Source organism: Brevundimonas aurantiaca, from assembly GCF_014199955.1.
In the GTDB taxonomy this organism is placed as follows: Bacteria; Pseudomonadota; Alphaproteobacteria; order Caulobacterales; family Caulobacteraceae; genus Brevundimonas; species Brevundimonas aurantiaca.
In genome coordinates this window covers 1-22,916 of record NZ_JACHOQ010000010.1, presented here as the reverse complement: position 1 = coordinate 22,916, position 22,916 = coordinate 1, and the positions used below count along the sequence as shown (strand labels likewise).

The window sequence follows — 22,916 nt, the reverse complement described above, 5'->3', positions numbered from 1 at the left end:
AATCCCATAGCAGAAACCCGGTCGGAAATCTCCCGACCAGCGGCCGCTGAGCCGCCGAAAGCCCTAGCCCAACTTAGTGAGCCAGCAGTGGGGTGCGTGCGGGCTATCCTCGCTGTGCGACCAGCAGCCGTTTGCATCAGCAGACGCTGGAGGTGAGAACATCTAATGTCCGCCTCCGATCCGCGATCGGCCCCGAGCTCACCCTTTCGGCGTGCCGAGATCGTTGTTAGTCGGTCAGCGTGCTAGGCTTATGCATCGACCCCGAAGCCTCAATAGCAACTATCACCTCGACACGGAGACCGCCTCCTGGTGAGCGCAAGAACTGCACCTGTCCCCCATGGGCCTTCACTGTGGCGAGGACGATAGAGAGGCCCAGACCGCTCCCTCCGGAAGGTGCATTGGCCGCACGGAAGAAGCGCCTACCCAGCCGATGCAGATCCGAGAAGGCCACGCCCGGGCCGTCGTCCTCGACGATTAAACGCCCGGAAGTCGGGTCGTAACTGATCACGACTGAGGATGCCGCATGCGCCTGCGCGTTGGCGAGGAGATTGGCAGCCGCTGCCTCGAAGCGATCTGGATCCACGTTAAGCAGCGCGTCACCTTCAACGATCGACACCCGATCATCGCCTTCCGCTCCTGCAAACAGCGACCGAAGCGTCACCCAGCGGCGATCTTCGTCGCTAACCGGCATCTCGTCCTCGCGCGCCAAGACGAGAAGACCTGTGACGAGGCGGGCAGTGCGATCGACAGAGGTCTGGATCTGCTCCAGCGCGCGTCTTCGAACGGCCGTATCCGAAGACGACGCCGCAATCTGCGCCTGGACGCGCAGGCCTGCCAGAGGCGTACGCAATTCGTGCGCGGCAGCGGCCGTGAACTCGGCCTCGCGACGTCGCGCTGCGCCAAGGCGTGACATCAAGTCGTTCAGCGCCAGGGCGAAGGGACGGAGTTCGCGGGCGTCCGGCGATACGTCCAACGCCGTCAGATCTTCCGCATCCCGTACCGCAAGGCTGCGGGTCATTTGTCGAATAGGGGTCAGCCCCCGCCCTACCGACCACCAGATCAATACGCCAAGCACCAGCAGACCAAGGACCGCCGGACCGATCAAAGCGGTGACGACATTGCCGACCAGGTGCTCGCGAACGGCCAGATTGTCCCCGACCATGACCCTGAAACCGGCATCACGATCATGCACCGTGTAGACGCGCCAGCGCTCGCCCCGGATCGTGCGTTCTGAAAAACCGTCGCCCCCTTCCGACAACCGCTCCGCAGGCGCGCTTTGGGACCGACCAATCAGATCGCCTTCCAGCGACCAGATCTGGCAGGAGAGCTGACGGTCGTAGACATCGGCGGCCCCGCTTTCCGGAGCCTGCATCGCCGGGCGCACGCTGCCGGCCTGCATCAGGGACGAGACCATGCGGGCCGACTCCATCAGGCGCCGGTCCAGCACCCGTTGCACCTCGGCCCGGGTCTGGATCTCGACCCAGACGACCGCGCCGCCCCAGACGAGGGCGGTCACGAGCGCGAGGGTGGCGAACAGACGCAGGCGGATCGAGCTCATTGCAGGGTGTATCCTACGCCGCGGACGGTGCGGATGAAGCCGGCTCCCAACTTGGCCCGGAGATAGTGGATGTGCACTTCCACCGCGTTAGAGCCGATCTCCTCCTGCCAACCGTACAGGCGTTCTTCTAGCTGACTGCGCGAGAGGACCTGTGCAGGCCGTTCCATCAGGGCCTCCAGGATGGCGAACTCACGTCTCGAAAGGGGCAGGTCCCCCTCTTCACGCCAAGCCAGACGCGACTGGGGATCAAGGGTCACCCCGCCGTGGCGCAAGGCGGGCGCCGAGCGCCCAAGCAGGCGACGCCGCACCGCGCGCAGTCGCGCCGCCAGTTCGTCGAGATCGAAAGGCTTGCCGACATAGTCGTCCGCGCCGGCGTCCAGACCCACAATGCGGTCCCGACTGTCATCGCGCGCCGACAAGACCACCACGCCGACATCCATGTCGCGCTCGCGAACGAAACGCAGCACCGAAAGGCCGTCGCCATCAGGAAGACCCAAATCCAGCACGACCGCATCGAACGCCGAGCTTTCCAGCGCCGCGAGGGCGTCCTCGACCCGCCCGACGACTTCGACCGTCCAGCCGCAGGCGCTGAGCCCGACCTGGAGGCCGTCGGCGAGAACGGGATCATCTTCTATGGCGAGCAGTCTCATGCGGCGTGAGGTGGAAGTTGCGGCTTAAGCCTGACTTAAGCTCGTTTGCCGACGAGATGGCCATGAGGTTTTTCCGCCGACTGTTGCCCGCCGCTCTCGCGATCCTGTCCTTCACCCTTCCGGGTTCGGCATTGGGTCAGGCTCCGCTATCGCCTGACAAGGCCTTCTCCCTGACGGTGACGCGTGAGGCTGACGGCGACCTGGCCTTCGCCTGGGACATTGCGCCCGGCCATTATCTCTATCGTGACCACACCGTCGCCAGCACGCCGGGCGGGAAAGCATCGCTGCCTCTGGAGCTTGCGACCGGCGAAACCAAGGACGATCCGGGCTTTGGCGTCGTCGACGTCTGGCATGACGAGGGTCGCGCGACCCTATCGGCGCAGACCCTGACGCAGGTTGGCGGCCCGACGTCGGTCAACATCACCTACCAGGGGTGCCTCGAGGACTCGATCTGCTACCCGCCGATGACGCGGACAGTGGACGTGCCGACCCGGCCGCAGTCCGAGGTTGCCGCTCGGGAGGCCGATGCGCAGACCGCTCAGGCCGCCGCTCTGCTGGCGATCCAGGCGCCGGGCGCTGCACCCACACCCGCACTCGCGAGTGATGAGGGCGCGTTGGCGCCTCCGCCGGTCGCGCCATCGCCGGCGGTCATCCCGGACCCCAGCCCGGGCTTCGTCGATCGCTTGGCGCTGCAGGGCGGGGCCACCTGGGTCCTGCTCGCCTTCTTCGGTTTCGGCGTGCTTCTGGCCTTCACGCCCTGCGTCTTTCCCATGTACCCGATCCTGGCCGGCGTCATCGGACGCGGCGTGGACGGGCGCGGTACGCGCCGAGGCCTGATGCTCTCGGTCGCCTATGTGCTGGGCCTTTCCGTCGCCTTCGCCCTGCTGGGCGTCGCGGCCGCCTGGTCCGGACAGAACCTGCAGATGGCGCTCCAGTCGGTTTGGGCGATCGGCGCTCTGGTTGTCGTCTTCGTCGTTCTCGCCGCGTCCATGTTCGGCGGCTTCGAGTTGCAACTGCCCTCGGCCTGGACCAGCCGCCTGTCCCGCGACAGCGGTGACGGACGGCGGTCCCTGCCCTCAGCCGCAGGTCTGGGCTTCGTCTCCGCCCTCATCGTGGGCCCTTGCGTCACCGCGCCCTTGGCGGGCGCCCTGCTCTATATCGCACAGACCGGCGACGTTGGGCTGGGCGCGGCGGCCCTGTTCTTCCTGGGCCTGGGCAAGGGGGTGCCCTTGATCGTGTTCGGCACGGTCGGCGCGCGCTTCCTGCCCAAGGCTGGGCCGTGGATGGACCGGGTGAAGATGCTGTTCGGCTTCATCTTCCTGGGCATGGCCTGGTGGCTGGCCGGCCGCATCCTGCCGCCGAGCGCGACGCTGGCTTTCGGCGCGGCGCTGGCGCTCGGTCTGGCGGCGGCTCTCGGCCTGTTCCAGCCGCTGAGCCCGAATCTGAGAAACGGCGTCGCACGTGTCGCTGGCCTGGCGGCCGCGACCTGGGGCCTGTTGCTGCTGGTCGGCCTCAGTCTCGGGGCGGACGACCCGTGGCGTCCGCTTGAGCCCCTGGCGCGGCCCGCTGGAATCTCAGCCGCCGCGCCGGTCGAAACCGCAGCGGTCGTGCTGGATCAGACGGCGCTCGACCGCGCCGTCGCCGATGCCGCCGCGCGCGAACGTCCCGCCCTGGTCTATTTCACCGCCGACTGGTGCGTCAGCTGCAAGGTGATCGAGCGGACGGTGTTCGAGGACCCCGCGGTCATCGCCGGCCTTTCGAACACCGACCTCATCAAGGTCGACGTCACGCGCAGCACGCCCGAGGCGCGCGCGCTTCTTGAGCGGCACGGAGTGATCGGACCGCCGACGATGATCTTCCTGTCGCCCTCGGCGACCGAAGCGCCGGGCAGCCGACTGATCGGAGAGATGTCGGCCCAAGACGTCGCCTCCGCCCTGCAGAGCGCCGGAGCCGCCGCATGAACGCCATCACCCTGGGCCCGCTCGTCCTGTCGGGCGAGCGGTTCGCCATCATCGCCGGCGTGTTCGTCTTCATGATCGGCGTCGGGCTGTTGGCCAGCCGGGTCAGCCCGCGCTTCAACCTGTGGAGCACGGTCCTAGTCTTCGGCGGTCTGGCGGTCGCCCGCCTCGGTCACGTGGCGACGCACTGGGAGTATTTCGGGGCTGACCCGTGGCGGGCGCTCGCGGTCTGGCAGGGCGGATTCAGTTGGATCTGGGTCGCGCCGGTCGTGATCCTGGCCACCATTCTGCTGCTGCGCACGACGCGCGAACGCGCCTGGGCCATTGCGCCTGTGCTGGCCAGCGCCTTGGTTTGGACCACCGCCCATCAGTTGGCCTCGGCGACGCAGCCCATGGCGCCGCCCGCCCTGACGCTGGCCGCGATGGACGCACCGGCGATCGACCTTTCGGCGCCGATCGATCGGCCTACGGTGATCAATCTCTGGGCCACCTGGTGCCCGCCCTGCCGGCGCGAGATGCCGGCTTTGGCCCAGGCCGAAAAAGCCCATCCGAATGTGCGCTTCCTCTTCGTCAACCAGGGCGAGGGCGAAGCCGGCGTTCGGGCCTTTCTGCAGAGCCAGGGGCTGGCCCTCGACCATGTGCTGTTCGACGAGGCCATGGCGCTGCCCCGCCACTACGGTACGGCCGGCATTCCGGTGACCCTGTTCCTCCACGCCGACGGCCGTCTGGCCAAGGCCCACATGGGGGAAATCGCCCCCGAACAGATCGCGACCGAAATCGCGCGTCTGCACTGACCCCCTCGCCTCACGGAGCTTCCATGAACCGCACCTTCGCCCCTGCCTTCGCCGCCGTCCTGGCGCTCGCCGCCTGCGGCCCGGCCGACGCCGACAACGGCGCGGCGCCCGCCAGCCCTTCCGCCGCCTCCGGACAAGACATGCCGCCCATCGCCCAGGTCGGCTTCAATGACCTGCTGCGCGATCCCGCAGCGCCCTTCATCGGCGCCGAGAACGCCGATGTGACCATCATCGGCTTCGTCGATTACAACTGCCCCTACTGCAAGAAGATGCAGCCTGAGATCGACGGCCTGCTGAAGGCGGACACCAAGGTGCGCGTCCTGTACAAGGATTGGCCGATCTTCGGCGACGTCTCGGAGACCGCCGCCCGGACCGCCCTCGCCGCCGCCTATCAGGGCAAGTACGAGGCCGTCCATAACGCCTTCATGCTGTCGCCGTCGCGCATCGGCGACCAGGCGGACATCACCCGTCTGGTCCAGTCGGCCGGCGTGGACATGGCGCGCCTGAATCAGGACCTGGCCGAACACCGCGCAGACATCGACGCGGTGCTGGACCGAAATGGTCGAGAAGCGGCGGCCCTGGCCCTGCAGGGCACGCCCGCCTTTATCATCAACGGCAATCTGATCCCCGGCGGCATGCCCCAGGCGCAACTCGAAGCGGTGATCGGTCGTATCCGCTCCGGACAACCGCTGCGCTGAAGCCGACCATGACCACCCTGACCCTGCTCCAGCTGAACGACCTCCACGGCTATCTCGAGCCGCATCCCGAACTGGTGCGCACCGAAGGCGGCTGGCGGTTCGAACGGCTGGGCGGGGTCGCCCGCATCGCGCGCCTCTTCGAAGAGGCGCGCGCCGAAGGTGCATGCCTGACCCTGGACAACGGCGACACCTTCCATGGCACGCGGGTCGCCGTCGCCAGCCGGGGCGAGGCGCTGGTTCCGATCATGAACGCCCTGAAGATCGACGCCATGACGGCGCACTGGGAGTTCGCCTATGGCCCGGCGGGGTTCAAGGCGTTGGCGGCGGGACTGGATTATCCCGTCCTGGCCGCCAATGTCTTCCGCAAGGATGACGGCGCGCCGGAGTTCGACGGGCGGTGGGTGTTCGAGCGCGGCGGTCTGAGGATCGGCGTGATCGGCCTGGCCTGCCCCATCATCGACAAGACGATGCCCCCCGCCTTCTCTGAAGGCGTGCGGTTTGAAATGGGTGTGGCCGAAGCCCGCGAGCAGCTGCACCAGCTCCGCGAGGAAAAGGTCGATCTGGTCGTCCTGCTGTCGCACCTGGGCTTTCCGCAGGATCTGAAGCTGGCCGCCGAAACGCCGGGCATCGACGTGATCCTGAGCGGTCATACCCATAACCGCCTGCACGAACCGGCCCGCGTCGGCGACACCCTGATCATCCAGTCCGGCTGCCACGGCGCCTATATCGGCCGGCTGGATCTGGAGATTGCAGAGGGCCGCGTGTGCCTGCGGCGCCATCGGCTCATAGCCGTGGACGCTGGCCCCGAAGACGATCAAGTCGCCGGCTTGGTGGAGATGGCCCTGGCGCCCGAGCGCGAGCGTCTGGCGCGCATCGTCGGCCGCACCGCCATCCCCCTTCACCGCTACGCCATGGCCAGCGCGCCGATGGACGACGTCCTGCTGGCGGCGGCGGCGCAGGCGGCGGGCGTGGACATCGCCTTCTCCAACGGCTGGCGCTACGGCGCGCCCGTCGCGCCGGGTCCGGTCACTCTGGGCGACCTCTACAATATGGCGCCGATGAATCCGCCGATCTCACGCACGACGCTGACCGGGGCCGAGTTGCAAGCGATGCTGGAAGAAAATCTGGAGCGCACCTTCGCCGCCGACCCGTATGAGCAGATGGGCGGCTACATCAAACGTTGCCGGGGTCTCACGGCCTTCGTGAAGCTTGAGAATCCCAAGGGGCAGCGCCTCGACCGCCTGCTGGTCGGAGACCGCCCTGTCGAGCCGGAGGCGGACTATCTGGTGGCCTTCGTCACCGCCCAAGGGGTGCCCGAACATTACGGGCGAGACCGCCGGACGCTCGACATCGACACTGTGGGCGCGCTTGAATCCTGGTTCGCCGACCATACGCCTGGCGAGACCGATCTGCCCGTCAGCGTCCTCATCATCTGAAGGAACACCTTATGGACTCCGTCGCCGCCCGCGACTTCTGGAACAGCCGCTATGACCGCCAGGACTATCTGTTCGGCGAGACGCCCAACGCCTTCCTGGCCGCTCAGATCGCGCGGCTCCAGCCCGGCATGACCGCTCTGGCGGTCGCCGACGGCGAGGGCCGAAACGGCGTGTGGCTCGCCGAACAGGGCCTGGCCGTCACCACCACGGATATCGCCCCGCGCGCGGTCGAGAAGGCCCTCGCCCTGGCCGAGCGACGTGGCGTCACACTGGACGCCCAGGTGGCGGACTTCGAGACCTGGGGCTGGCCGCAGGGTGCGTTCGACGTCGTGGTCGCCGTCTTCATTCAGTTCGCCCCGCCTCCCCAGCGCGACCGACTTTTCGAGCGTATGAAGGCGGCCGTGAAGCCTGGCGGCCTGGTCCTGTTGCAGGGCTATCGGCCGGAACAGATCGCCTATGGCACCGGCGGTCCGGGGCAGGTCGAGAACCTCTACACCGAGGCGCTGCTCCGCGACGCCTTCGCCGACTTCGACATCCTGCATCTGAAAAGCCACGACAGCGACGTCTCCGAAGGCGCCGGCCACAGCGGCCGGTCCGCCCTGATCGATCTCATCGCCCGCCGTCCCTGACCCCCAGCGCCCGCACACCGGAACCCGCCATGAAAACCCTCGTGATCGCCCTGTCCTTGGCCGCCTCCCTGGCGGCCTCCCCGAGCTTCGCCCAGGCTGTCTCAGGCTTCGGCGGCTTCAAGCCCCTGCCCGAGGCCGGCGAACAGCCGGATCCGTCGCGCATCTATCGGGTCATCTTCGACGTGTCCCAGGGCGGTGCGGACGACAGGCCGCTGAAGGGATTGGATCGCGTCGCGCGGCTGGTGAATATGCTGGCGGCGGGCGGCGTGGACGCCGACCACCGTCAGATCGTGGTCGTCCTGCACGGCGCCGCCACCCCTGCAGTTCTCTCCGACGCCGCCTGGACCGCGCGCGGCAAGGGCGACGCCAACCCCAACAGCGCCCTGATCCGCGCCCTCATCGCCGCCGGCGTCCAGGTTCGACTGTGCGGCCAGGCCATGGCGGGGAACGGCATCGCGCAAGCCGATCTCGAAGCGGGCGTGAGCGTTGATCTCGCCGCCCTGATGACGGTCATCCACCTTCAACAGGCCGGATACGCCCTGGTTGTGAACTGACGGCTCGGCATAGGCGGAACCTTTCCTGAGCATAAGAACTATTAGTTTGCGTAAGTATTTATGTAATTGTTCATTGGGGCGTCTGAAGGAGATATCGACATGACCGGACTGCCCCGCCTCAACGAACCCGCCCCCGACTTTCACGCCCGCACCACGCACGGGGATCGCAGCTTGGCCGATTACCGCGGCAAATGGCTGATCCTCTTCTCGCACCCGTCGGACTTCACCCCGGTCTGCACGACCGAGTTCATCGGGTTCGCCAAGCATGCGAATGAGTTCGCCGCCATGAACTGCGAGCTCCTGGGCCTCTCGATAGACAGCATCTTCTCGCACCTAGCCTGGACCCGGAACATCAAGGAGAAGTTCGGCGTCGAAATCCCCTTCCCCATCATCGAGGATCTGAAGATGGAGGTGGCCCAGGCCTACGGAATGATCCACCCCGGGGCGGCCGACACCTCGGCTGTTCGCGCCACCTTCCTGATCGATCCGGAAGGCAAGCTGCGCGCCATGGTCTACTATCCCATGAGCAATGGCCGCAGCATCGAAGAGTTCGTTCGGCTGCTCACCGCGCTCCAGGCGTCCGACGCCAACGGGGTCGCGACGCCTGAGAACTGGCGCCCTGGCCAACCGGCCATCGTCCCCCCGCCCAAGGCCGCCGAGGCGGCCGAGGCTCGCGCTTCCGAGGGTTACGTCTACACCGACTGGTATTTCTCGACGCGCGACCTCCCCGACGCCCCGAAAGCCGCCTGATCGGATTCCGGCCGGACCTCGCAAGCGGTCCGGCCTTTTTCTTCGCAAACCAAACGGAGCCTTCATGCAGATCATCGACCACGGCGGAGCGCGCATCGCGGCGCTCCACGACAAGAAGACCGGCAGTTGGCAGTATGTCGTCTCCGACCCGGTCAGCCGCAAATGCGCGATCATCGATCCGGTCTGGGATTTCGACGAGAAGGCGGCGGCGACCTCGACCCGCAACGCCGACGCCATCCTGGACTACGTCAAGGCGGAGGGCCTGACCGTCGAGTGGCTGCTGGACACCCATCCCCACGCCGACCACTTCTCCGCCGCGCCCTTCCTCAACGAGAAACTGGGCGCGCCGACCGCCATCGGCGAAAAGGTCATCGGCGTCCAGAAGCTGTGGAAGGACATCTACGGCCTGGACGACGACTTTCCGGCCGATGGTCGCCAGTGGGACCGACTCTTCAAGGCTGGCGACACGTTCGCTGTTGGCGACCTGCCGGCGCGGGTGATGTTCTCACCGGGGCACACCATGGCCTCCATCACCTATGTGATTGGCGGCAACGCCTTCGTCCACGACACCCTGATGATGCCCTATGCCGGCACCTCGCGCGCCGACTTTCCGGGCGGCGACTCGAAGACTCTCTTCCGAAGCATCCAGGACATCCTGGCCCTGCCTGAAGAGACCGCCGTCTTCGTTGGCCACGACTATGGCCCGGATGGCCGCGAGCCCGCCTGCTTCAGCACCGTGAGAGAGCAGAAGGCGGACAACATCCATGTCGGCGGCGGACGCGGCGAGGCGGATTTCGTGCGGCTCCGCGACGATCGGGACGCCACCCTGCCCTTGCCGAATCTGATGCTCTACGCGCTTCAGGTGAACATCCGCGGCGGGGTGCTGCCGCCGGCCGCGCCGGACGGGCGCGTCTATTTCAAGATTCCCGCCAATCACTTCGCCCCACCCCAGGAGAATTCTTGATGCGCCCGTCCGCACTGACGCTGGCCGCCCTCCTGAGCGCAACGGCCCTGGCCGCCCACGCCCAGACGCCCGCCGATCCACTTCATGTCTACGGTCCCGGCGGCCCCTCCCCCGCCATGCGCGACGCCGCGAAGGCCTATGAGGCGCGCACCGGTCGCGCCGTGGCCGTCGTCGCCGGACCCACGCCCCAATGGCTGGACCAGGCCAAGGCGGATGGCGACCTGATCTTCTCAGGCTCCGAGACGATGATGACCGACTTCGTCAGCGCCCTGGAGGGCCGCATCCGCGCCGAGGCGGTCGAGCCGCTCTATCTGCGCACCGCCTCCATCCTCGTTCGGCCGGGAAATCCGGACGGCATCGGCGGCCTTGAGGATCTTTTCCAGCCCGATCGCCGGGTCTTGGTTGTCAACGGCGCGGGCCAGAACGGCCTGTGGGAGGACATGGCCGGTCGCACCGGCGACATCGCCAAGGTGCGCGCCCTGCGTCGCAACATCGTCGTCTACGCCCGCAACAGCGCCGAGGCCCGACAGGCCTGGATCGACGACCCGACGCTGGACGCCTGGATCATCTGGGGCATCTGGCAGGTCGCCAATCCGGACCTCGCTGATGTGGTCGAGGTCAAAGAGCCCTATCGCATCTACCGCGACGCCGGCGCCGTTGTGACCGAGACCGGCCGCCAGGACGCCGACGCCCAGCCCTTCCTAGACTTTTTGAAGTCCGACGAGGGGGCCGCCATCTTCGCGCGGTGGGGCTGGCGGACCGGCCAACCTTAAGCCTGCCTTAAGGTGAACCCTGCGGTGTCGGCGGCATGGCCAACCGTCGCTCCTTCACCCTGAACCGCCGACACCTGCTGGCGGCCGCGGCGCCGCTCTGGCTCTCGACGACCGCGCGAGCCGCGTCGGCGCCCGCGACATCGAACATCACCGCCCTGACCGCAGCCTTTTACGCCGCCCGCGGCGGACGCCCCGCCTGGGCGGGGCCAGCGCGCCGGCAAGCCATGGACGCCCTGGCTCTGGCGGACCGCCACGGCCTATCAGCGCCCGACGGCCTCGCCCTGGGCGAAGCCGAGCTGACACAGGCCGTCCTGACCCTGGCCGAGGCGCTCGCCCATGGCCGGGTCGACCCGGCAACGGTCGAGACCCTTTGGGAGATGGATCGCAACCAGGTCGACACGCCGCCGCTGTTGGCCAAGGCCGTCGAGGACGGAACGTTGGCCGAGACGATGGCGGGCCTTGCGCCCCAGGACCGCGGCTATCAGGGCTTGTGCGACGGCTTCCTCCGCTATCGCGCCATCGCCGACCGCGGCGGCTGGCCGCCCTTCGCCATGGGCGCGACGATCGAACCGTTTGCGTCCGACCCCCGCCTTCCCGCCCTCCTGCCGCGCCTTCGGGTGGAAGGCGATCTCAGCGACGCCGCCGCCTCCATGATCGGCCCGTCTGGCGGTGACTACGGCTCTGTTCTGCAAGAGGCCGTTCGGGCGTTCCAGGTGCGCCACGGTCTGGAGGCGGACGCCCGCATCGGCCCGGCGACCCAGCGGGCGCTGTCGATTTCGGCCGAGGCCCGTGCTCGCCAGATCGCGCTCAATCTGGAACGCCGCCGTTGGCTAAAGAGAGACGTCGCCCCGGAGCGGATCGAGGTGAACACCGCCGCCTCCATCATGGTCTACTGGAAGGACGGCCGGCCCGTGCATTCGATGCGGGTCGTAACGGGTGACGCCGACAATGCGACGCCCAGCCTCGAACGGCCCTTCGCCTCGGTCGTCGCCAATCCGCCCTGGACGGTGCCGACCTCCATCGCCCAGCGCGAGATCCTGCCGCGCGGCGCCGCCTATATGCGGGCGAACAACATGACGATTCAGAATGGCATGGTGGTTCAGCGCGCCGGCCCGAACGCCGCCCTGGGCCAGGTCAAGTTCGAACTTCAGGACAGCTACGCCATCTTCCTGCACGACACCCCGTCGCGGGGTGCGTTCGAGCGGAGCTTCCGCCATCTCAGTCACGGCTGCGTGCGGGTGCAGGACGCGGTCGGCTTCGCTCGGCTACTGCTCGCGCCCGACCCCGCAAGGCTCGCCCGATTCGACGCCGCGCTGGACAGCGGCGAGACCGTCCGGGTGGCGACCGGTCGGCCGATCGACGTGCGCCTGCTGTATTGGACGGCCTTTCTGGACGGCCAGGGCCGCGTCGCCTTTCGCGATGACATCTATCGTCGCGACACCCGTCTGGCGGAGGCGTTGGGTATCGCCTTGCAGCTGCCGCGGCCCGACGACCGGCGCGCCGATGCGGACGACGTCGGCCCCTGACGGTTATTCGGTCGTGCGGCCGTCGAAATGCTCGTGGTCGGCGGAGGCCTCTTCCACCGTGGCGTGAACCGTACCGTCGCGATGCTCCGGCGGACCATAAAGGGTGTAGAGCCGAAGCGGTTCGGACCCCGTGCTGACCACATTGTGGCGGGCGCCCCGAGGGACGATGACCCCGTCGTCCGCCTTCACGGCATGACGAACGCCGTCGATCCAGATTTCGCCCTCGCCCGCCTCGATGCGGAAGAACTGGTCGCGGTCGTCGTGGACCTCTTCGCCGATCTCCTGGCCGTGCGGAATGGCCATGAGGACGAGCTGCAGATTGTGGCCGGTGTAGAGAACGCGGCGAAAGTCTGTGTTCTCTTCCGTCAGACGTTCGATATTGTCGATGAAGCCCTTCACGAGAGTCTCCTGTGCGGGTTTGCCGTCAGCGCCGTGCGACGGCGGTGATGCGGGCGAATTGCGCCGTGTCGCCGCGCGCCGGCGTCGATGTGCGGGGCGCCGGGGCGGCGGCTCGCGCGCCGACCGCCTTCGCATCGCCGCAGAAGATTTCGTAGAGCATGCCCATGACCGCCTGGGCCCGGTCGTCGGCGATCGAATAGAAGATCGAGCGGGACTGACGGCGGGTCTTGACCAGGCCATACTGGCGCAGCTCAGCCAGTTGTTGGGATAGCGCCGGCTGCTTGATGCCAAGGTCCGCCTCGAGCTGGCCCACCGAGCGCTCCTCTTCGGCGATGTGACACAGGATCAGCAGCCGGTTGGCGTTGGCCAGCTGGCGTAACAGCTCTGCGGCCTCCGGCGCCTTTTCCTTCAACCGCTCCATGGCGGCCGCTTGATCGTCGGTCATGCGCGGCGCTCGCGATAGTACCAGGGCGCATCGCCGTCACCGTCGGCGATGGCGGCGTCCAGAGTGGTGGCGGCCGGCTCCAGCAGGGCGTCGCCGGGCGTCCAGCCCGCCGGCGTGGAGGCCGCCTCACGGTCAGACGTCTGCAAGGCGGTGACGAGACGCAGCAGCTCATCAACCGAGCGGCCGATGTTCATCGGGTACCAGCTGATGGCGCGCACCACGCCTTCGGGATCGATCACGAAAGTGGCGCGCACCGTCGCGCTGTCGCTTGAGCCGGCGTCCACCATGCCGAAGGCGTGGCCGATGGCCATGGAGGGATCTTCGATGATCGGGAACGGCACCTTCACGCCGAAGCGGCGGTAGATGTCCTTCAGCCAGGCCAAGTGCGAATACAGACTGTCGACTGACAGGGCCATCAGATCGCAGTCGATCGCCGCGAAGGCGTCGGCCTGTCGGGCCAAAGCCACGAACTCGCTGGTGCAGACCGGGGTGAAGTCCGCCGGATGCGAGAACAGCACCAGCCAGCGTCCACGGTAGTCGCTGAGGCGCTTTTCGCCCTGGGTCGTGCGCGCGGTGAAATCCGGCGCCGTGTCGTTGATGCGCAGGGCGCGCATCGCGGCGGTGTCGACGGTCGGCGCAGTGTCTGTCGTTTCCATGGCGGCAAGCTAAGCGCTTCACGCCCTTTCCGCTACATTAAAATACATACTTGTATGAACTATGAATTGGTATATGTGTTGAGTCACCGAAACGGAGACACGCCATGTCCTCGCCCATCCCCGATCCCGCCCGCGACCACGCCGCCGACATCGTGCGCGCCGCGCTCGCCGATCCCGCTCAACGCCCCTTGGTCAAATCATTCTTCGACGAGGCCACCTTCACCGTCAGCCATGTCGTGCGCGATCCCGGCTCCGATGTCTGCGCCATCATTGACAGCGTGCTGGACTACGATCCGGCTTCGGGCCGCACCACGCACGCTTCGGCCGATGCGCTCATTGATTACGTAAAATCCGAAGGTCTCACGGTTCAGTGGCTGCTCGAGACGCACGCCCATGCCGATCACCTGTCGGCGGCGCCCTATCTTCAGGAAAAGCTCGGCGGTCAGCTCGCCATCGGCCATGAGATCCTCACCGTCCAGGCGGTCTTCGGCAAGATCTTCAACGAAGGAACCGACTTCCGCCGCGACGGCAGCCAGTTCGACCATCTGTTCAACGACGGCGACCGGTTCGAGATCGGCGGGTTGAAGGCCACGGTCCTGCATGTGCCCGGCCACACCCCGGCCTGTCTGGCCTATGTCATCGGCGACGCCGTCTTCCCCGGCGACACCATGTTCATGCCCGACTACGGCACGGCGCGCTGCGACTTCCCTGGCGGCGACGCCCGGACCCTGTATCGCTCGATCCATCGCCTGACCTCCCTGCCGGACGAGGCGCGGGTCTTCCTGTGTCACGATTACAAGGCGCCCCCGGGCCGGACCGAGTTCGCCTGGGAGACCACCATCGGCGCCCAACGCACCGGCAATATTCATATCCGCGACGACGTCAGCGAGGACGAGTTCGTGGCCATGCGCACCCAGCGCGACGCCACCCTTCCCATGCCCAAGCTGATCCTGCCGTCGGTTCAGGTGAACATGAACGGCGGCCGCCCGCCCGAGCCCGAGGACAATGGGGTGCGCTACCTCAAGGTCCCGCTCAACGCGCTGTGAGACGAGCCCCCGATGCTTGAGCCCCTCCCCTTCATCTGGCCGCTGGCCGGCGGTCTGCTGGTCGGCCTGTCGGCTGGCCTCTATCTGCTGCTCAACGGGCGCGTGGCCGGGATTTCCGGCCTGACCGCCGCAGCGACCGGCCTGTCAAAAGGCGCGCCGCGCATTCTGGGCCTGCTTTTCATCGCCGGCCTGCTGGGCGGCGCGGCCCTGGCCTCGGCGCTGATCCGCAGGCCCGAGGTGCAGATCACTTCGGAGGTCTGGCTGCTGGTGCTCGGCGGCCTGATCGTCGGCTTCGGCACCCGCTGGGGCTCGGGCTGCACCAGCGGCCACGGCGTCTGCGGCCTGGCCCGCCTGTCGCCCCGCTCCATCGTGGCCACCGGCGTCTTCATGGCGGTCGCGGCGCTCACCGTCTTCATCACCCGACACCTGTTGGGAGGCCTGGCGTGAACCGGCTGATCGTCGCAGTCCTGTGCGGCCTGCTGTTCGGCGCCGGCATGGTGGTGTCCGACATGATCAACCCGGCCCGCGTCCTGGCCTTCCTGGATGTGACGGGCGCCTGGGACCCCTCGCTGGCCTTCGTTATGGGCGGGGCGCTGATCCCCTCCGCCATCGCCTATCTGATCCGCCGGCGCATGGAGGCTCCGGTCGCGGCTGACACCTTCCATGTGCCTGAGAGCCGCAACATCGACACCCCCTTGGTCGGCGGGGCCGTCCTGTTCGGCCTGGGCTGGGGCCTGGTCGGTCTGTGCCCCGGCCCCGCGCTGGCGGCCCTGACGACCGGCGCCTGGCAGGCCTTCGTCTTCGTGGGCGCCCTCGTAGCCGGCATGGCGCTGTTCCGCCTGACGCTCGACCGAAACGCCTGAACCAGAAAAGACCCTAGGGAGACAAAGCCATGGATATCCGCCCCCTGGACGAGGCCCTGTCCGCCTCGCCCCAGATCGCCCCGGAAGACCTGCCCGCCATCGCGGCCCAGGGTTTCCGGTCGGTGATCTCCAACCGACCCGACGGCGAAGAGCCCGGCCAGCCCAGCGCCGAAGATCTGCGCCAGGCCGCCGAGGCTGCGGGACTGGCTTTCGCCCATGTCCCCGTGGTCGGCGGCGCCATCTCCGACCAGGACGTGGCGGACTTCCGCGAGGCTCTGGCCAACCTGCCCCAGCCTGTGTTCGGCTTCTGCCGCACCGGTACGCGCACGACCACCCTGTGGGCGCTGGCGAACGCCGGCGCACAAACTCCTGAAAATCTGATCGCCCGCGCCAAGAGCGCCGGCTACGACCTCGGCGCCCTGCGTCCCCGTCTTGAAGGAGCCGCATCATGAGCGCCCAGTACGCCCCCTTGGAGTCCTGCGATGTCCTGATCGTCGGCGGCGGATCCGCCGGCATCGCCACAGCCGCCAGCCTCCTGCGCCGTCGCCCGGGTCTCGACGTCCGCATCGTCGAGCCGTCCGAGCATCACTACTATCAGCCTGGCTGGACCATGGTCGGCGCCGGCGTCTTCACGCCCGAGCGGACCCGGCGCCGCACCGAGGACCTGATCCCCCGAGGCGCCCAGTGGGTGCGGGGTTCGGTCGCGGCTTTCGACCCCATCCACGATCGCGTCGAACTGACCGACGGCCGCTGGATCGGCTATCGCATGCTGGTCGCGGCGCCGGGACTGAAGCTGGACTGGGGCGCCATCCCGGGCCTGGCGGAAACGCTCGGGCGCAACAACGTCACTTCCAACTACGGCTATGAGACGGCGCCCTACACCTGGAAGCTGGTGCAGGCGATGAAGAGCGGCCGGGCGATCTTCACCCAGCCGCCCATGCCGATCAAATGCGCCGGCGCCCCGCAGAAGGCCATGTATCTGTCGGCCGATCACTGGCGCGACCACGGCCGAAACGACATCGAGATCGAATTCCACAACGCCGGGCCCGTGCTGTTCGGGGTCAAGGACTACGTCCCGGCCCTGATGGAATATGTTCGCAAATACCGCATCGACCTGAACTTCGGATCGAAACTGGTCGCGGTGGATGGTCCTGCCAGGACGGCGACCTTCGCCGTGACGAACGCGGAAGGCGAAGTCAGTCAGGTTCGGCGCGAGTTCGACTTCCTGCACGTCTGCCCGCCGCAGACCGCGCCGGACGTCATTCGCGAAAGTCCGCTGGCCGCCGAAAGCGGCTGGATCGAGGTGGATGACGCCACCTTGCGCCACAAGCGGTTCGAAAACGTCTTCGGTCTGGGCGACGCCTGTTCGGCGCCCAACGCCAAGACTGCTGCGGCCGCCCGCAAACAGGCGCCCGTGGTGGCCGAGAACATCCTGTCGCTGCTGGACGGCCAGCCGATGCGGGCGGTCTATGACGGCTATGGCTCATGTCCGCTCACGGTCGAGCGCGGCAAGATCGTGCTGGCCGAGTTCGGCTATGGCGGCAAGCTCCTGCCCAGCTTCCCGAAATGGATGCTCGACGGGACCAAGCCGACCCGTCTGGCCTGGCATCTGAAGGCCCAGGCCCTGCCCGAAATCTACTGGCTTGGGATGTTGCGCGGTCGCGAATGGCTGGCCGGCCCCCACCACATCGAACCCGCCCCCCAGCTTCGCCCTGCTGTCGCCTGAGCCTGATCATGGACCTGTCTCCGCTGCAGTACGGCCTCGGCGCCGGCGCCGGCTCGCTCGTCGGCTTCACCCTGGGCCTGGTCGGCGGCGGCGGGTCCATCCTGGCCGTGCCGCTGATCGTCTATCTGGTCGGGGTCAAGGAGCCGCATCTGGCGATCGGCACCAGCGCCTTCGCCGTGGCCGCCAACGCCTTCGCCAATGTGATCAATCATGCCCGCCACGGCACGGTGAAATGGAAAATCGCCAGTCTGTTCGCGGTCGCTGGGGTGCTCGGAGCCTTTCTGGGTTCGAGCCTGGGCAAGGCCGTGGACGGTCAGAAGCTGCTGGCCCTTTTCGCCGTCCTGATGCTTGTCGTCGGGGTGCTGATGTTGCGGGGCCGCTCCGCCGGCGGTGACCCGAACGTCCAGCTTGATCGCCGCAATGCACCCAAGCTCGTCGGCACGGGCCTGGCCACGGGCGTGATGTCGGGCTTCTTCGGCATCGGCGGCGGCTTCCTGATCGTGCCCAGCCTGATGTTCTCGACCCGGATGCCGATCTATTATGCGGTTGGCTCATCGCTTGTCGGCGTCACCGCCTTCGGCCTGACCACGGCCTTCAACTACGCTCTGGACGGCTGGGTCGACTGGCCCCTGGCGGCGGTGTTCATCGGCGGCGGCGTTTTGGGGGGCCTCGTCGGCGCGCGGTTGGCCAAGGCGCTGTCGGGACAAAAAGGCGTCTTGAACACCGTCTTCGCCGGGCTGATCTTCGTCGTCGCCTTCTATATGCTTTACCGCAGCGCCGGCGCGCTCGGCCTGATCGGGTGAGACCACACCATGGAACTTGACGCCCTGATCCTGGCGCGGATGCAGTTCGCCTTCACCGTCGCCTTCCACATCGTCTTCCCGGCCTTCTCCATTGGCCTCGCCAGCTATCTGGCCGTGCTGGAGGCCCTGTGGCTGAAGACGGGGCGAGACCTCTATCTGAACCTGTTCAAATATTGGCTGAAGATCTTCGCCGTCGCCTTCGGCATGGGCGTCGTCTCGGGCCTGGTCATGTCCTACCAGTTCGGCACCAATTGGTCGGTCTTTTCCGACAAGGCCGGTCCGGTCATCGGCCCCCTGATGGCCTATGAGGTGCTCAGCGCCTTCTTCCTGGAGGCGGGTTTCCTGGGCGTGATGCTCTTCGGCCTGAACCGCGTGGGCAAGAAACTGCACTTCCTGGCCACCCTGATGGTCGCAATCGGCACCTTCGCCTCGGCCTTCTGGATCCTGTCGGTGAACAGCTGGATGCAGACGCCGCAAGGCTACGCCATCAACGAGGTCGGCCAGTTCGTACCGGCCGACTGGTTCAAGATCGTCTTCAATCCCTCCTTCCCCTATCGCCTCGCCCACATGCTGCTGGCGGCCTATCTGACCACCGGCCTCGTGGTCGGCGCGGTCGGGGCCTGGCACCTGATGAAGGAGCGGACCAACAAGGGGGCGCGTAAGATGTTCGCCATGGCCATGGGCATGATCCTGGTCGCCGCCCCGGTCCAGATTTTCATCGGCGACATGCACGGGCTGAACACCCTGGAGCATCAGCCCGCCAAGGTCATGGCGATGGAAGGCCATTTCGAAAGCCACCCGGACGGGGCGCCGCTGATCCTGTTCGGCATTCCTGACCGAGAGGCGGCCACCGTCCACGGCGCGGTCGAGATCCCCAAGCTGTCGTCCCTGATCCTGAAGCACGATCCGAACGCGCCCCTGGCGGGTCTGGACACCATCGATCGTGCAGACTGGCCGCCGGTGGAGATCGTCTTCTGGTCCTTCCGCGTCATGGTTGGCCTCGGCATGGCCATGCTGATGCTGGGGCTGTGGGGGCTGTACGCCCGGCTGCGCAAACGCCTTTACGACGCCCCCTGGCTGCACCGCTTCGCCCTGATCATGGGACCGATGGGCTTCGTCGCCGTGCTGGCGGGCTGGATCACCACCGAGGTCGGCCGCCAGCCCTGGACCGTCTATGGGCTGCTGCGCACCGCCGACAGCGCTGCGCCCCTGGCGGCGCCCGCCGTCGCAACCTCCCTGGCCGCCTTCGCCGTGGTCTATTTCACCGTCTTCGGCGCCGGGGTCTTCTACATCCTGCGTCTGATGAGCCATGCGCCGCACCGGGACGAGCCGGGCGTGGCGGAAACCCCGATCCGCACGGCGGGCATCACCCCCGCCCCCGCCATCGACCCGGACCGCCCCATCCCGACCGGCGAGGAGACCGATCATGAGCGTTGATCTGACCCTGGTCTGGGCCGGCCTGCTGGCCTTCGCCGTCTTCGCCTATATCGTCATGGACGGGTTCGACCTGGGCGTCGGCATCCTGTTCCCGACACTGAAGGCCGGCGATCAGCGCGACAAGGCGATGAACTCGATCGCCCCGGTGTGGGACGGCAACGAAACCTGGCTGATCCTGGGCGGCGGCGGTCTGTTCGCCGCCTTCCCGCTCGCTTACGCCGTGTTGATGCCGGCGGTCTACACGCCGATCATCGCCATGCTTCTGGGGCTGGTCTTCCGGGGCGTCGCCTTCGAATATCGCTGGCGGACGGTGCGGGCCAAGCCCATCTGGGATGTCGCTTTCTTTGGCGGCTCCCTGCTGGCCGCCTTCTCCCAGGGCGTGACCCTCGGGGCCATTCTGCAAGGGGTCGAGGTGTCCGGTCGCGCCTACGGCGGCGGCTCGTGGGACTGGCTCAGCCCCTTCAGCCTGCTGACCGGCGCCGCCGTCGTCGTCGGCTACGCCCTATTGGGCGCCACCTGGCTGAACATGAAGACGGAAGGCGCGCTCCAGACCCACGCGCGCTCGCAGGCCTGGAAACTGGGTCCGGCGACCCTGCTGATGATCGGCGCGGTCAGCCTGGCCACCCCGTTCCTCGACGGCGAATACGCCCGCCGGTGGTTCGACTGGCCCGGCGTGCTTCTGACGGCCCAGGTGCCGTTGCTCGTCCTGATCGTCGCGGCCGCCTTCTTCTGGACCATGCGTCAGAAGCGTGAGGTCTGGCCCTTCCTGCTGTCGCTGGGCCTGTTCGCGGTGACCTTCGCCGGGCTGGGCGTCAGCGTCTTCCCTTACGCCGTACCCGACGAGATCACCCTCTGGCAGGCCGCAGCTCCCGCCTCCAGCCAGCTGTTCATGCTGGTCGGCGCCCTGATCCTGATCCCGATCATCCTAGCCTACACCGCCTACGCCTACTGGGTGTTCCGCGGCAAGGTCGGCGACGACGGTTACCACTGATGCGTCGCGGCTCCACAAACGGGCTCCGGCAGGGCCTCTGGTTCGTCGCGCTCTGGGCGCTGGGCGTGGGCGTCCTGGGCATCGTCGCCTATCTGCTGCGCGGCGTTCTCAAGCTGGCCGGGGGGTGAGCCCGCAGGCGCCGAACCGCTGGCCCTGGCCGCCGCTCATCACGGGCGGCGCCGTCCTTGTCGCGCTCATCACGGCGCGTCTGTGGTCCCCGCCCGCTCTCTTCCCCGGCGCCTTCGCCGCTGGCGGCCTCCTGGTCGGGCTCGCCCTTGGTTTGGACCTCTGGGCCATGCTGGTGATGCGGCGGTGGCGCGCCAACATCCTGCCGCACCGGGCGGCGACCGCTCTGGTCACGACCGGTCCGTTCGCCTGGAGCCGCAACCCGATCTATCTCGCCAACGGCCTGCTGCTGCTCGGCCTCGGCGGCCTGTTCGACAACGCCTGGTTCTTCGTGGCCGCCCCCGTCGCCGCCTTCGCCACCGACCGCCTCGCCATCCGGCGCGAGGAACGACACCTGACGGCCCTCTTCGGGCCAGCCTGGTCCGCCTACGCCGATCGCGTGGACCGCTGGTTTGGGCGGCGGATGCCGTCGCAATCACCTTAAGGCTGGCTTAAGCTTGGCCCGGCCTGTTGCGACAAAACGCAGCAGGAAACGACGATGGGAGACATCAAGAGGCCCGCGCCAACCACGGGAACGCTTGTCCGGTGCTGATGGGCCTCCTCATGAGCGGTGCGATCGCCGCCGCCGGGCAACCCACGGACGCCCAGGATAGCTGGCGCGTCTCCGGATCGGCGCGCGCGCGGGGAGAGACGCTGTCAGGCCAGTTTTGTCCGATGGCGGAGCCAAGCGACGCCGTCCTGACGACGCGGCTGACGCTGGCCGTCGAGCGGGATGTGGGTCACGTGACGTTCGGGCGAGGTGTTCGATTCGCGGGCGTTCGGGCAAGGTCCGCTGTCGTCGGTCGGCGTTGGCGAGGTCAATGCGCTGGAGTTGGTTCAGGCCTACGCCAAGATCCGTCTCGGCGCGCGACGTGAGCGGACACTGAAACTCGGCCGCTTCACCATGGATCTGGGTTCCAAGCGTTTCGTTTCTCGCCAGAATTTTCGCAACACCACCAACGCCTATACCGGCGCCCGTTTCGACACGCCCCTGGCCGACGGCGCGCTGACGGCCTTCTGGGTCATGCCGCAGGTGCGGTTGCCGGACGACAGGGCCGCCATCGAGGACAATCGGATCGCGTGGGATCGAGAGAGTTCCAACCTGCAGTTCGCCGGCCTGTTTTGGACTCGCGACCTCGGCCAGCGGCGGTCGCTCGACCTCTATGTCTACGGCCTGACCGAAAGCGATGACGCGGACCAGCAGACCCGAAACCGCCGGCTGGCGACGCCCGGCGTCCGTTGGCGCCATTCGCCGGCGGCCGGGGCGTGGGATGTCGAGGTCGAGGCGGCGGCCCAGGTGTGAGTTCCGGCACCCGATGCGACAAACCAAGCCTGAAATGACCCGTTAGCGGTGCCCAAAGCTCCGATTTCATCCACCAAAAACTGCGACAAAATCTAGGACTTTGGCAAATAATGCGACAAGATACCGAAGTGCATAAGCGCCGACGCATTCCGCCGGGCCGCCGCTCAGTGACAGGGCAGATGCCCTCGCGCTATCCGAGCGGACCGCTTCTTTACGAGTCCAAACTGGAACGCGATTTCCTGATGTCGCTGGAGGTGGACGGCCACATCCGCGACGTGGTCACTCAGCCGATGACGATCAGTCTTACGGTCGATGGCCAGGCGCGTACCTATACGCCCGACATCATGGCGGTCTGGCAGACACGCTCGCCTTGGCCTCACGGCTTTCGACGCGTGGTCTTCGAGGTGAAACCGCTGGCGATCCTACGCTCGGGGTATGGAACACTGGCGCCGAAGTACCGCGCCGCTCGCCGGTATTTCGCCGAGAGAGATGTCGGCTACCGCGTGGTGACCGAACGCACCATTCGCACACAGCGTCAGGTGAACGCCGAGCTGATCGCCCCGACCCTGCGAGGCAGCGTAGATCAGGAAATGGTGCGTCGGGTGCAGGCGATTGTCCTCGCCAAGGGGACGCACCGACTAGGCGACATCCGTTTCCGGCTGGAGGAGGAAGGGGCCATTCGCGGCGTCGTTATGGATGACGTGACCCCCGTTTCTCATCCAGCCATAACGAGAGTCCTAGGTTGATCTGAGCTGTGATCGGCTGGGTTGGCAAGAGGCCGGTCTGCGCAGC

The 22,916-nt window shown here is 67.3% G+C and carries 27 protein-coding genes; 22 read left to right on the top strand and 5 right to left on the bottom strand.

Annotation, left to right across the window (positions count from 1 at the left end; translation table 11 throughout):
- Nucleotides 1-226: 226 nt before the first annotated feature.
- Both GGQ93_RS14130 and GGQ93_RS14125 read right to left on the bottom strand, forming a co-directional pair.
- The gene (locus GGQ93_RS14130; RefSeq protein ID WP_035308677.1) at nucleotides 227-1,558 is read right to left on the bottom strand and encodes an ATP-binding protein; all 1,332 of its coding nucleotides are present in this window, start codon (nucleotides 1,556-1,558) and stop codon (nucleotides 227-229) included.
- Complete coding sequence (locus GGQ93_RS14125; RefSeq protein WP_035308676.1) at nucleotides 1,555-2,208, bottom strand: response regulator; 654 nt, start codon at nucleotides 2,206-2,208, stop codon at nucleotides 1,555-1,557. Before GGQ93_RS14125 ends, GGQ93_RS14130 begins: the two co-directional genes overlap by 4 nt.
- A 62-nt stretch (nucleotides 2,209-2,270) precedes the next feature.
- On the opposite strand from GGQ93_RS14125, the gene dsbD reads away from it, so the two are divergent.
- The 10 genes from dsbD to GGQ93_RS14075 all read left to right on the top strand — a co-directional run bounded on the left by dsbD (nucleotide 2,271) and on the right by GGQ93_RS14075 (nucleotide 12,290).
- A complete protein-coding gene (gene dsbD, locus GGQ93_RS14120) occupies nucleotides 2,271-4,169 on the top strand; it encodes a protein-disulfide reductase DsbD (RefSeq protein ID WP_224764426.1) in 1,899 nt (632 codons plus the stop codon).
- Nucleotides 4,166-4,960 (top strand): TlpA disulfide reductase family protein, encoded by a 795-nt coding sequence (locus tag GGQ93_RS14115; RefSeq protein ID WP_035308673.1) that lies wholly within the window; start codon nucleotides 4,166-4,168, stop codon nucleotides 4,958-4,960. The genes dsbD and GGQ93_RS14115 overlap by 4 nt, the downstream gene beginning before the upstream one ends.
- 23 nt (nucleotides 4,961-4,983) lie before the next feature.
- Nucleotides 4,984-5,658 (top strand): DsbA family protein, encoded by a 675-nt coding sequence (locus GGQ93_RS14110; RefSeq protein ID WP_035308672.1) that lies wholly within the window; start codon nucleotides 4,984-4,986, stop codon nucleotides 5,656-5,658.
- A gap of 8 nt (nucleotides 5,659-5,666) precedes the next feature.
- On the top strand, nucleotides 5,667-7,094 hold the full coding sequence (locus GGQ93_RS14105) for a bifunctional metallophosphatase/5'-nucleotidase (RefSeq protein ID WP_035308671.1): 1,428 nt from the start codon (nucleotides 5,667-5,669) through the stop codon (nucleotides 7,092-7,094).
- Between the two features lie 11 nt (nucleotides 7,095-7,105).
- Nucleotides 7,106-7,723: an SAM-dependent methyltransferase gene (locus GGQ93_RS14100; protein WP_035308670.1), complete on the top strand. Its 618-nt coding sequence runs from the start codon at nucleotides 7,106-7,108 to the stop codon at nucleotides 7,721-7,723.
- Between the two features lie 29 nt (nucleotides 7,724-7,752).
- Nucleotides 7,753-8,277 (top strand): DsrE family protein, encoded by a 525-nt coding sequence (locus GGQ93_RS14095; protein WP_052005017.1) that lies wholly within the window; start codon nucleotides 7,753-7,755, stop codon nucleotides 8,275-8,277.
- A 99-nt stretch (nucleotides 8,278-8,376) separates the two neighbouring features.
- The gene (locus GGQ93_RS14090) at nucleotides 8,377-9,027 is read left to right on the top strand and encodes a peroxiredoxin (protein ID WP_054764173.1); all 651 of its coding nucleotides are present in this window, start codon (nucleotides 8,377-8,379) and stop codon (nucleotides 9,025-9,027) included.
- A 64-nt stretch (nucleotides 9,028-9,091) separates the two neighbouring features.
- Entirely contained in the window at nucleotides 9,092-9,991 is a 900-nt protein-coding gene (locus tag GGQ93_RS14085; protein ID WP_052005015.1) for an MBL fold metallo-hydrolase, read from the top strand.
- Nucleotides 9,991-10,764, top strand: coding sequence for a substrate-binding domain-containing protein (locus GGQ93_RS14080; RefSeq protein WP_054764174.1), 774 nt, complete (start codon nucleotides 9,991-9,993; stop codon nucleotides 10,762-10,764). The genes GGQ93_RS14085 and GGQ93_RS14080 overlap by 1 nt, the downstream gene beginning before the upstream one ends.
- A gap of 35 nt (nucleotides 10,765-10,799) precedes the next feature.
- Nucleotides 10,800-12,290: a L,D-transpeptidase family protein gene (locus GGQ93_RS14075; RefSeq protein ID WP_128718843.1), complete on the top strand. Its 1,491-nt coding sequence runs from the start codon at nucleotides 10,800-10,802 to the stop codon at nucleotides 12,288-12,290.
- Between the two features lie 3 nt (nucleotides 12,291-12,293).
- On the opposite strand, the gene GGQ93_RS14070 is transcribed toward GGQ93_RS14075, so the two are convergent.
- The 3 genes from GGQ93_RS14070 to GGQ93_RS14060 are packed head-to-tail and all read right to left on the bottom strand — an operon-like array spanning nucleotide 12,294 to nucleotide 13,790.
- Nucleotides 12,294-12,689: a cupin domain-containing protein gene (locus GGQ93_RS14070; protein ID WP_054764176.1), complete on the bottom strand. Its 396-nt coding sequence runs from the start codon at nucleotides 12,687-12,689 to the stop codon at nucleotides 12,294-12,296.
- Nucleotides 12,690-12,714: 25 nt separating this feature from the next.
- Nucleotides 12,715-13,134, bottom strand: a complete 420-nt coding sequence (locus GGQ93_RS14065) for an ArsR/SmtB family transcription factor (RefSeq protein WP_054764177.1) — start codon at nucleotides 13,132-13,134, stop codon at nucleotides 12,715-12,717.
- The gene (locus tag GGQ93_RS14060; RefSeq protein ID WP_054764178.1) at nucleotides 13,131-13,790 is read right to left on the bottom strand and encodes a peroxiredoxin; all 660 of its coding nucleotides are present in this window, start codon (nucleotides 13,788-13,790) and stop codon (nucleotides 13,131-13,133) included. Before GGQ93_RS14060 ends, GGQ93_RS14065 begins: the two co-directional genes overlap by 4 nt.
- A 104-nt stretch (nucleotides 13,791-13,894) precedes the next feature.
- On the opposite strand from GGQ93_RS14060, the gene GGQ93_RS14055 reads away from it, so the two are divergent.
- From GGQ93_RS14055 to GGQ93_RS14000, 12 genes are all read left to right on the top strand, one after another.
- On the top strand, nucleotides 13,895-14,836 hold the full coding sequence (locus GGQ93_RS14055) for an MBL fold metallo-hydrolase (protein ID WP_054764179.1): 942 nt from the start codon (nucleotides 13,895-13,897) through the stop codon (nucleotides 14,834-14,836).
- A 12-nt stretch (nucleotides 14,837-14,848) separates the two neighbouring features.
- The gene (locus tag GGQ93_RS14050) at nucleotides 14,849-15,283 is read left to right on the top strand and encodes a YeeE/YedE family protein (protein WP_054764180.1); all 435 of its coding nucleotides are present in this window, start codon (nucleotides 14,849-14,851) and stop codon (nucleotides 15,281-15,283) included.
- Nucleotides 15,280-15,699 (top strand): DUF6691 family protein, encoded by a 420-nt coding sequence (locus tag GGQ93_RS14045; protein ID WP_197273334.1) that lies wholly within the window; start codon nucleotides 15,280-15,282, stop codon nucleotides 15,697-15,699. The genes GGQ93_RS14050 and GGQ93_RS14045 overlap by 4 nt, the downstream gene beginning before the upstream one ends.
- A gap of 29 nt (nucleotides 15,700-15,728) precedes the next feature.
- Complete coding sequence (locus GGQ93_RS14040; RefSeq protein ID WP_054764181.1) at nucleotides 15,729-16,151, top strand: protein tyrosine phosphatase family protein; 423 nt, start codon at nucleotides 15,729-15,731, stop codon at nucleotides 16,149-16,151.
- Nucleotides 16,148-17,425 (top strand): NAD(P)/FAD-dependent oxidoreductase, encoded by a 1,278-nt coding sequence (locus GGQ93_RS14035; RefSeq protein WP_054764182.1) that lies wholly within the window; start codon nucleotides 16,148-16,150, stop codon nucleotides 17,423-17,425. The genes GGQ93_RS14040 and GGQ93_RS14035 overlap by 4 nt, the downstream gene beginning before the upstream one ends.
- Before the next feature lie 8 nt (nucleotides 17,426-17,433).
- The gene (locus GGQ93_RS14030; protein WP_054764183.1) at nucleotides 17,434-18,228 is read left to right on the top strand and encodes a sulfite exporter TauE/SafE family protein; all 795 of its coding nucleotides are present in this window, start codon (nucleotides 17,434-17,436) and stop codon (nucleotides 18,226-18,228) included.
- A 9-nt stretch (nucleotides 18,229-18,237) separates the two neighbouring features.
- On the top strand, nucleotides 18,238-19,665 hold the full coding sequence (locus GGQ93_RS14025) for a cytochrome ubiquinol oxidase subunit I (RefSeq protein ID WP_054764184.1): 1,428 nt from the start codon (nucleotides 18,238-18,240) through the stop codon (nucleotides 19,663-19,665).
- Nucleotides 19,655-20,656 (top strand): cytochrome d ubiquinol oxidase subunit II, encoded by a 1,002-nt coding sequence (cydB, locus tag GGQ93_RS14020; protein ID WP_054764185.1) that lies wholly within the window; start codon nucleotides 19,655-19,657, stop codon nucleotides 20,654-20,656. The genes GGQ93_RS14025 and cydB overlap by 11 nt, the downstream gene beginning before the upstream one ends.
- Nucleotides 20,656-20,784, top strand: a complete 129-nt coding sequence (locus tag GGQ93_RS14015) for a DUF2474 family protein (RefSeq protein ID WP_137721941.1) — start codon at nucleotides 20,656-20,658, stop codon at nucleotides 20,782-20,784. The genes cydB and GGQ93_RS14015 overlap by 1 nt, the downstream gene beginning before the upstream one ends.
- Nucleotides 20,781-21,266 (top strand): methyltransferase family protein, encoded by a 486-nt coding sequence (locus tag GGQ93_RS14010; RefSeq protein WP_054764186.1) that lies wholly within the window; start codon nucleotides 20,781-20,783, stop codon nucleotides 21,264-21,266. Before GGQ93_RS14015 ends, GGQ93_RS14010 begins: the two co-directional genes overlap by 4 nt.
- 315 nt (nucleotides 21,267-21,581) lie before the next feature.
- The gene (locus GGQ93_RS14005) at nucleotides 21,582-22,124 is read left to right on the top strand and encodes an alginate export family protein (protein ID WP_054764187.1); all 543 of its coding nucleotides are present in this window, start codon (nucleotides 21,582-21,584) and stop codon (nucleotides 22,122-22,124) included.
- Nucleotides 22,125-22,303: 179 nt separating this feature from the next.
- On the top strand, nucleotides 22,304-22,870 hold the full coding sequence (locus tag GGQ93_RS14000) for a TnsA endonuclease N-terminal domain-containing protein (RefSeq protein WP_174086939.1): 567 nt from the start codon (nucleotides 22,304-22,306) through the stop codon (nucleotides 22,868-22,870).
- Nucleotides 22,871-22,916: the final 46 nt, after the last annotated feature.

Bases quoted from the DNA above. Each gene is read 5' to 3' on its own strand.
- GGQ93_RS14130 (WP_035308677.1), bottom strand. From the start codon at position 1,558: ATGAGCTCGATCCGCCTGCGTCTGTTCGCCACCCTCGCGCTCGTGACC.
- GGQ93_RS14125 (WP_035308676.1), bottom strand. From the start codon at position 2,208: ATGAGACTGCTCGCCATAGAAGATGATCCCGTTCTCGCCGACGGCCTC.
- dsbD (WP_224764426.1), top strand. From the start codon at position 2,271: ATGAGGTTTTTCCGCCGACTGTTGCCCGCCGCTCTCGCGATCCTGTCC.
- GGQ93_RS14115 (WP_035308673.1), top strand. From the start codon at position 4,166: ATGAACGCCATCACCCTGGGCCCGCTCGTCCTGTCGGGCGAGCGGTTC.
- GGQ93_RS14110 (WP_035308672.1), top strand. From the start codon at position 4,984: ATGAACCGCACCTTCGCCCCTGCCTTCGCCGCCGTCCTGGCGCTCGCC.
- GGQ93_RS14105 (WP_035308671.1), top strand. From the start codon at position 5,667: ATGACCACCCTGACCCTGCTCCAGCTGAACGACCTCCACGGCTATCTC.
- GGQ93_RS14100 (WP_035308670.1), top strand. From the start codon at position 7,106: ATGGACTCCGTCGCCGCCCGCGACTTCTGGAACAGCCGCTATGACCGC.
- GGQ93_RS14095 (WP_052005017.1), top strand. From the start codon at position 7,753: ATGAAAACCCTCGTGATCGCCCTGTCCTTGGCCGCCTCCCTGGCGGCC.
- GGQ93_RS14090 (WP_054764173.1), top strand. From the start codon at position 8,377: ATGACCGGACTGCCCCGCCTCAACGAACCCGCCCCCGACTTTCACGCC.
- GGQ93_RS14085 (WP_052005015.1), top strand. From the start codon at position 9,092: ATGCAGATCATCGACCACGGCGGAGCGCGCATCGCGGCGCTCCACGAC.
- GGQ93_RS14080 (WP_054764174.1), top strand. From the start codon at position 9,991: ATGCGCCCGTCCGCACTGACGCTGGCCGCCCTCCTGAGCGCAACGGCC.
- GGQ93_RS14075 (WP_128718843.1), top strand. From the start codon at position 10,800: ATGGCCAACCGTCGCTCCTTCACCCTGAACCGCCGACACCTGCTGGCG.
- GGQ93_RS14065 (WP_054764177.1), bottom strand. From the start codon at position 13,134: ATGACCGACGATCAAGCGGCCGCCATGGAGCGGTTGAAGGAAAAGGCG.
- GGQ93_RS14060 (WP_054764178.1), bottom strand. From the start codon at position 13,790: ATGGAAACGACAGACACTGCGCCGACCGTCGACACCGCCGCGATGCGC.
- GGQ93_RS14055 (WP_054764179.1), top strand. From the start codon at position 13,895: ATGTCCTCGCCCATCCCCGATCCCGCCCGCGACCACGCCGCCGACATC.
- GGQ93_RS14050 (WP_054764180.1), top strand. From the start codon at position 14,849: ATGCTTGAGCCCCTCCCCTTCATCTGGCCGCTGGCCGGCGGTCTGCTG.
- GGQ93_RS14040 (WP_054764181.1), top strand. From the start codon at position 15,729: ATGGATATCCGCCCCCTGGACGAGGCCCTGTCCGCCTCGCCCCAGATC.
- GGQ93_RS14035 (WP_054764182.1), top strand. From the start codon at position 16,148: ATGAGCGCCCAGTACGCCCCCTTGGAGTCCTGCGATGTCCTGATCGTC.
- GGQ93_RS14030 (WP_054764183.1), top strand. From the start codon at position 17,434: ATGGACCTGTCTCCGCTGCAGTACGGCCTCGGCGCCGGCGCCGGCTCG.
- GGQ93_RS14025 (WP_054764184.1), top strand. From the start codon at position 18,238: ATGGAACTTGACGCCCTGATCCTGGCGCGGATGCAGTTCGCCTTCACC.
- cydB (WP_054764185.1), top strand. From the start codon at position 19,655: ATGAGCGTTGATCTGACCCTGGTCTGGGCCGGCCTGCTGGCCTTCGCC.
- GGQ93_RS14015 (WP_137721941.1), top strand. From the start codon at position 20,656: ATGCGTCGCGGCTCCACAAACGGGCTCCGGCAGGGCCTCTGGTTCGTC.
- GGQ93_RS14000 (WP_174086939.1), top strand. From the start codon at position 22,304: ATGCCCTCGCGCTATCCGAGCGGACCGCTTCTTTACGAGTCCAAACTG.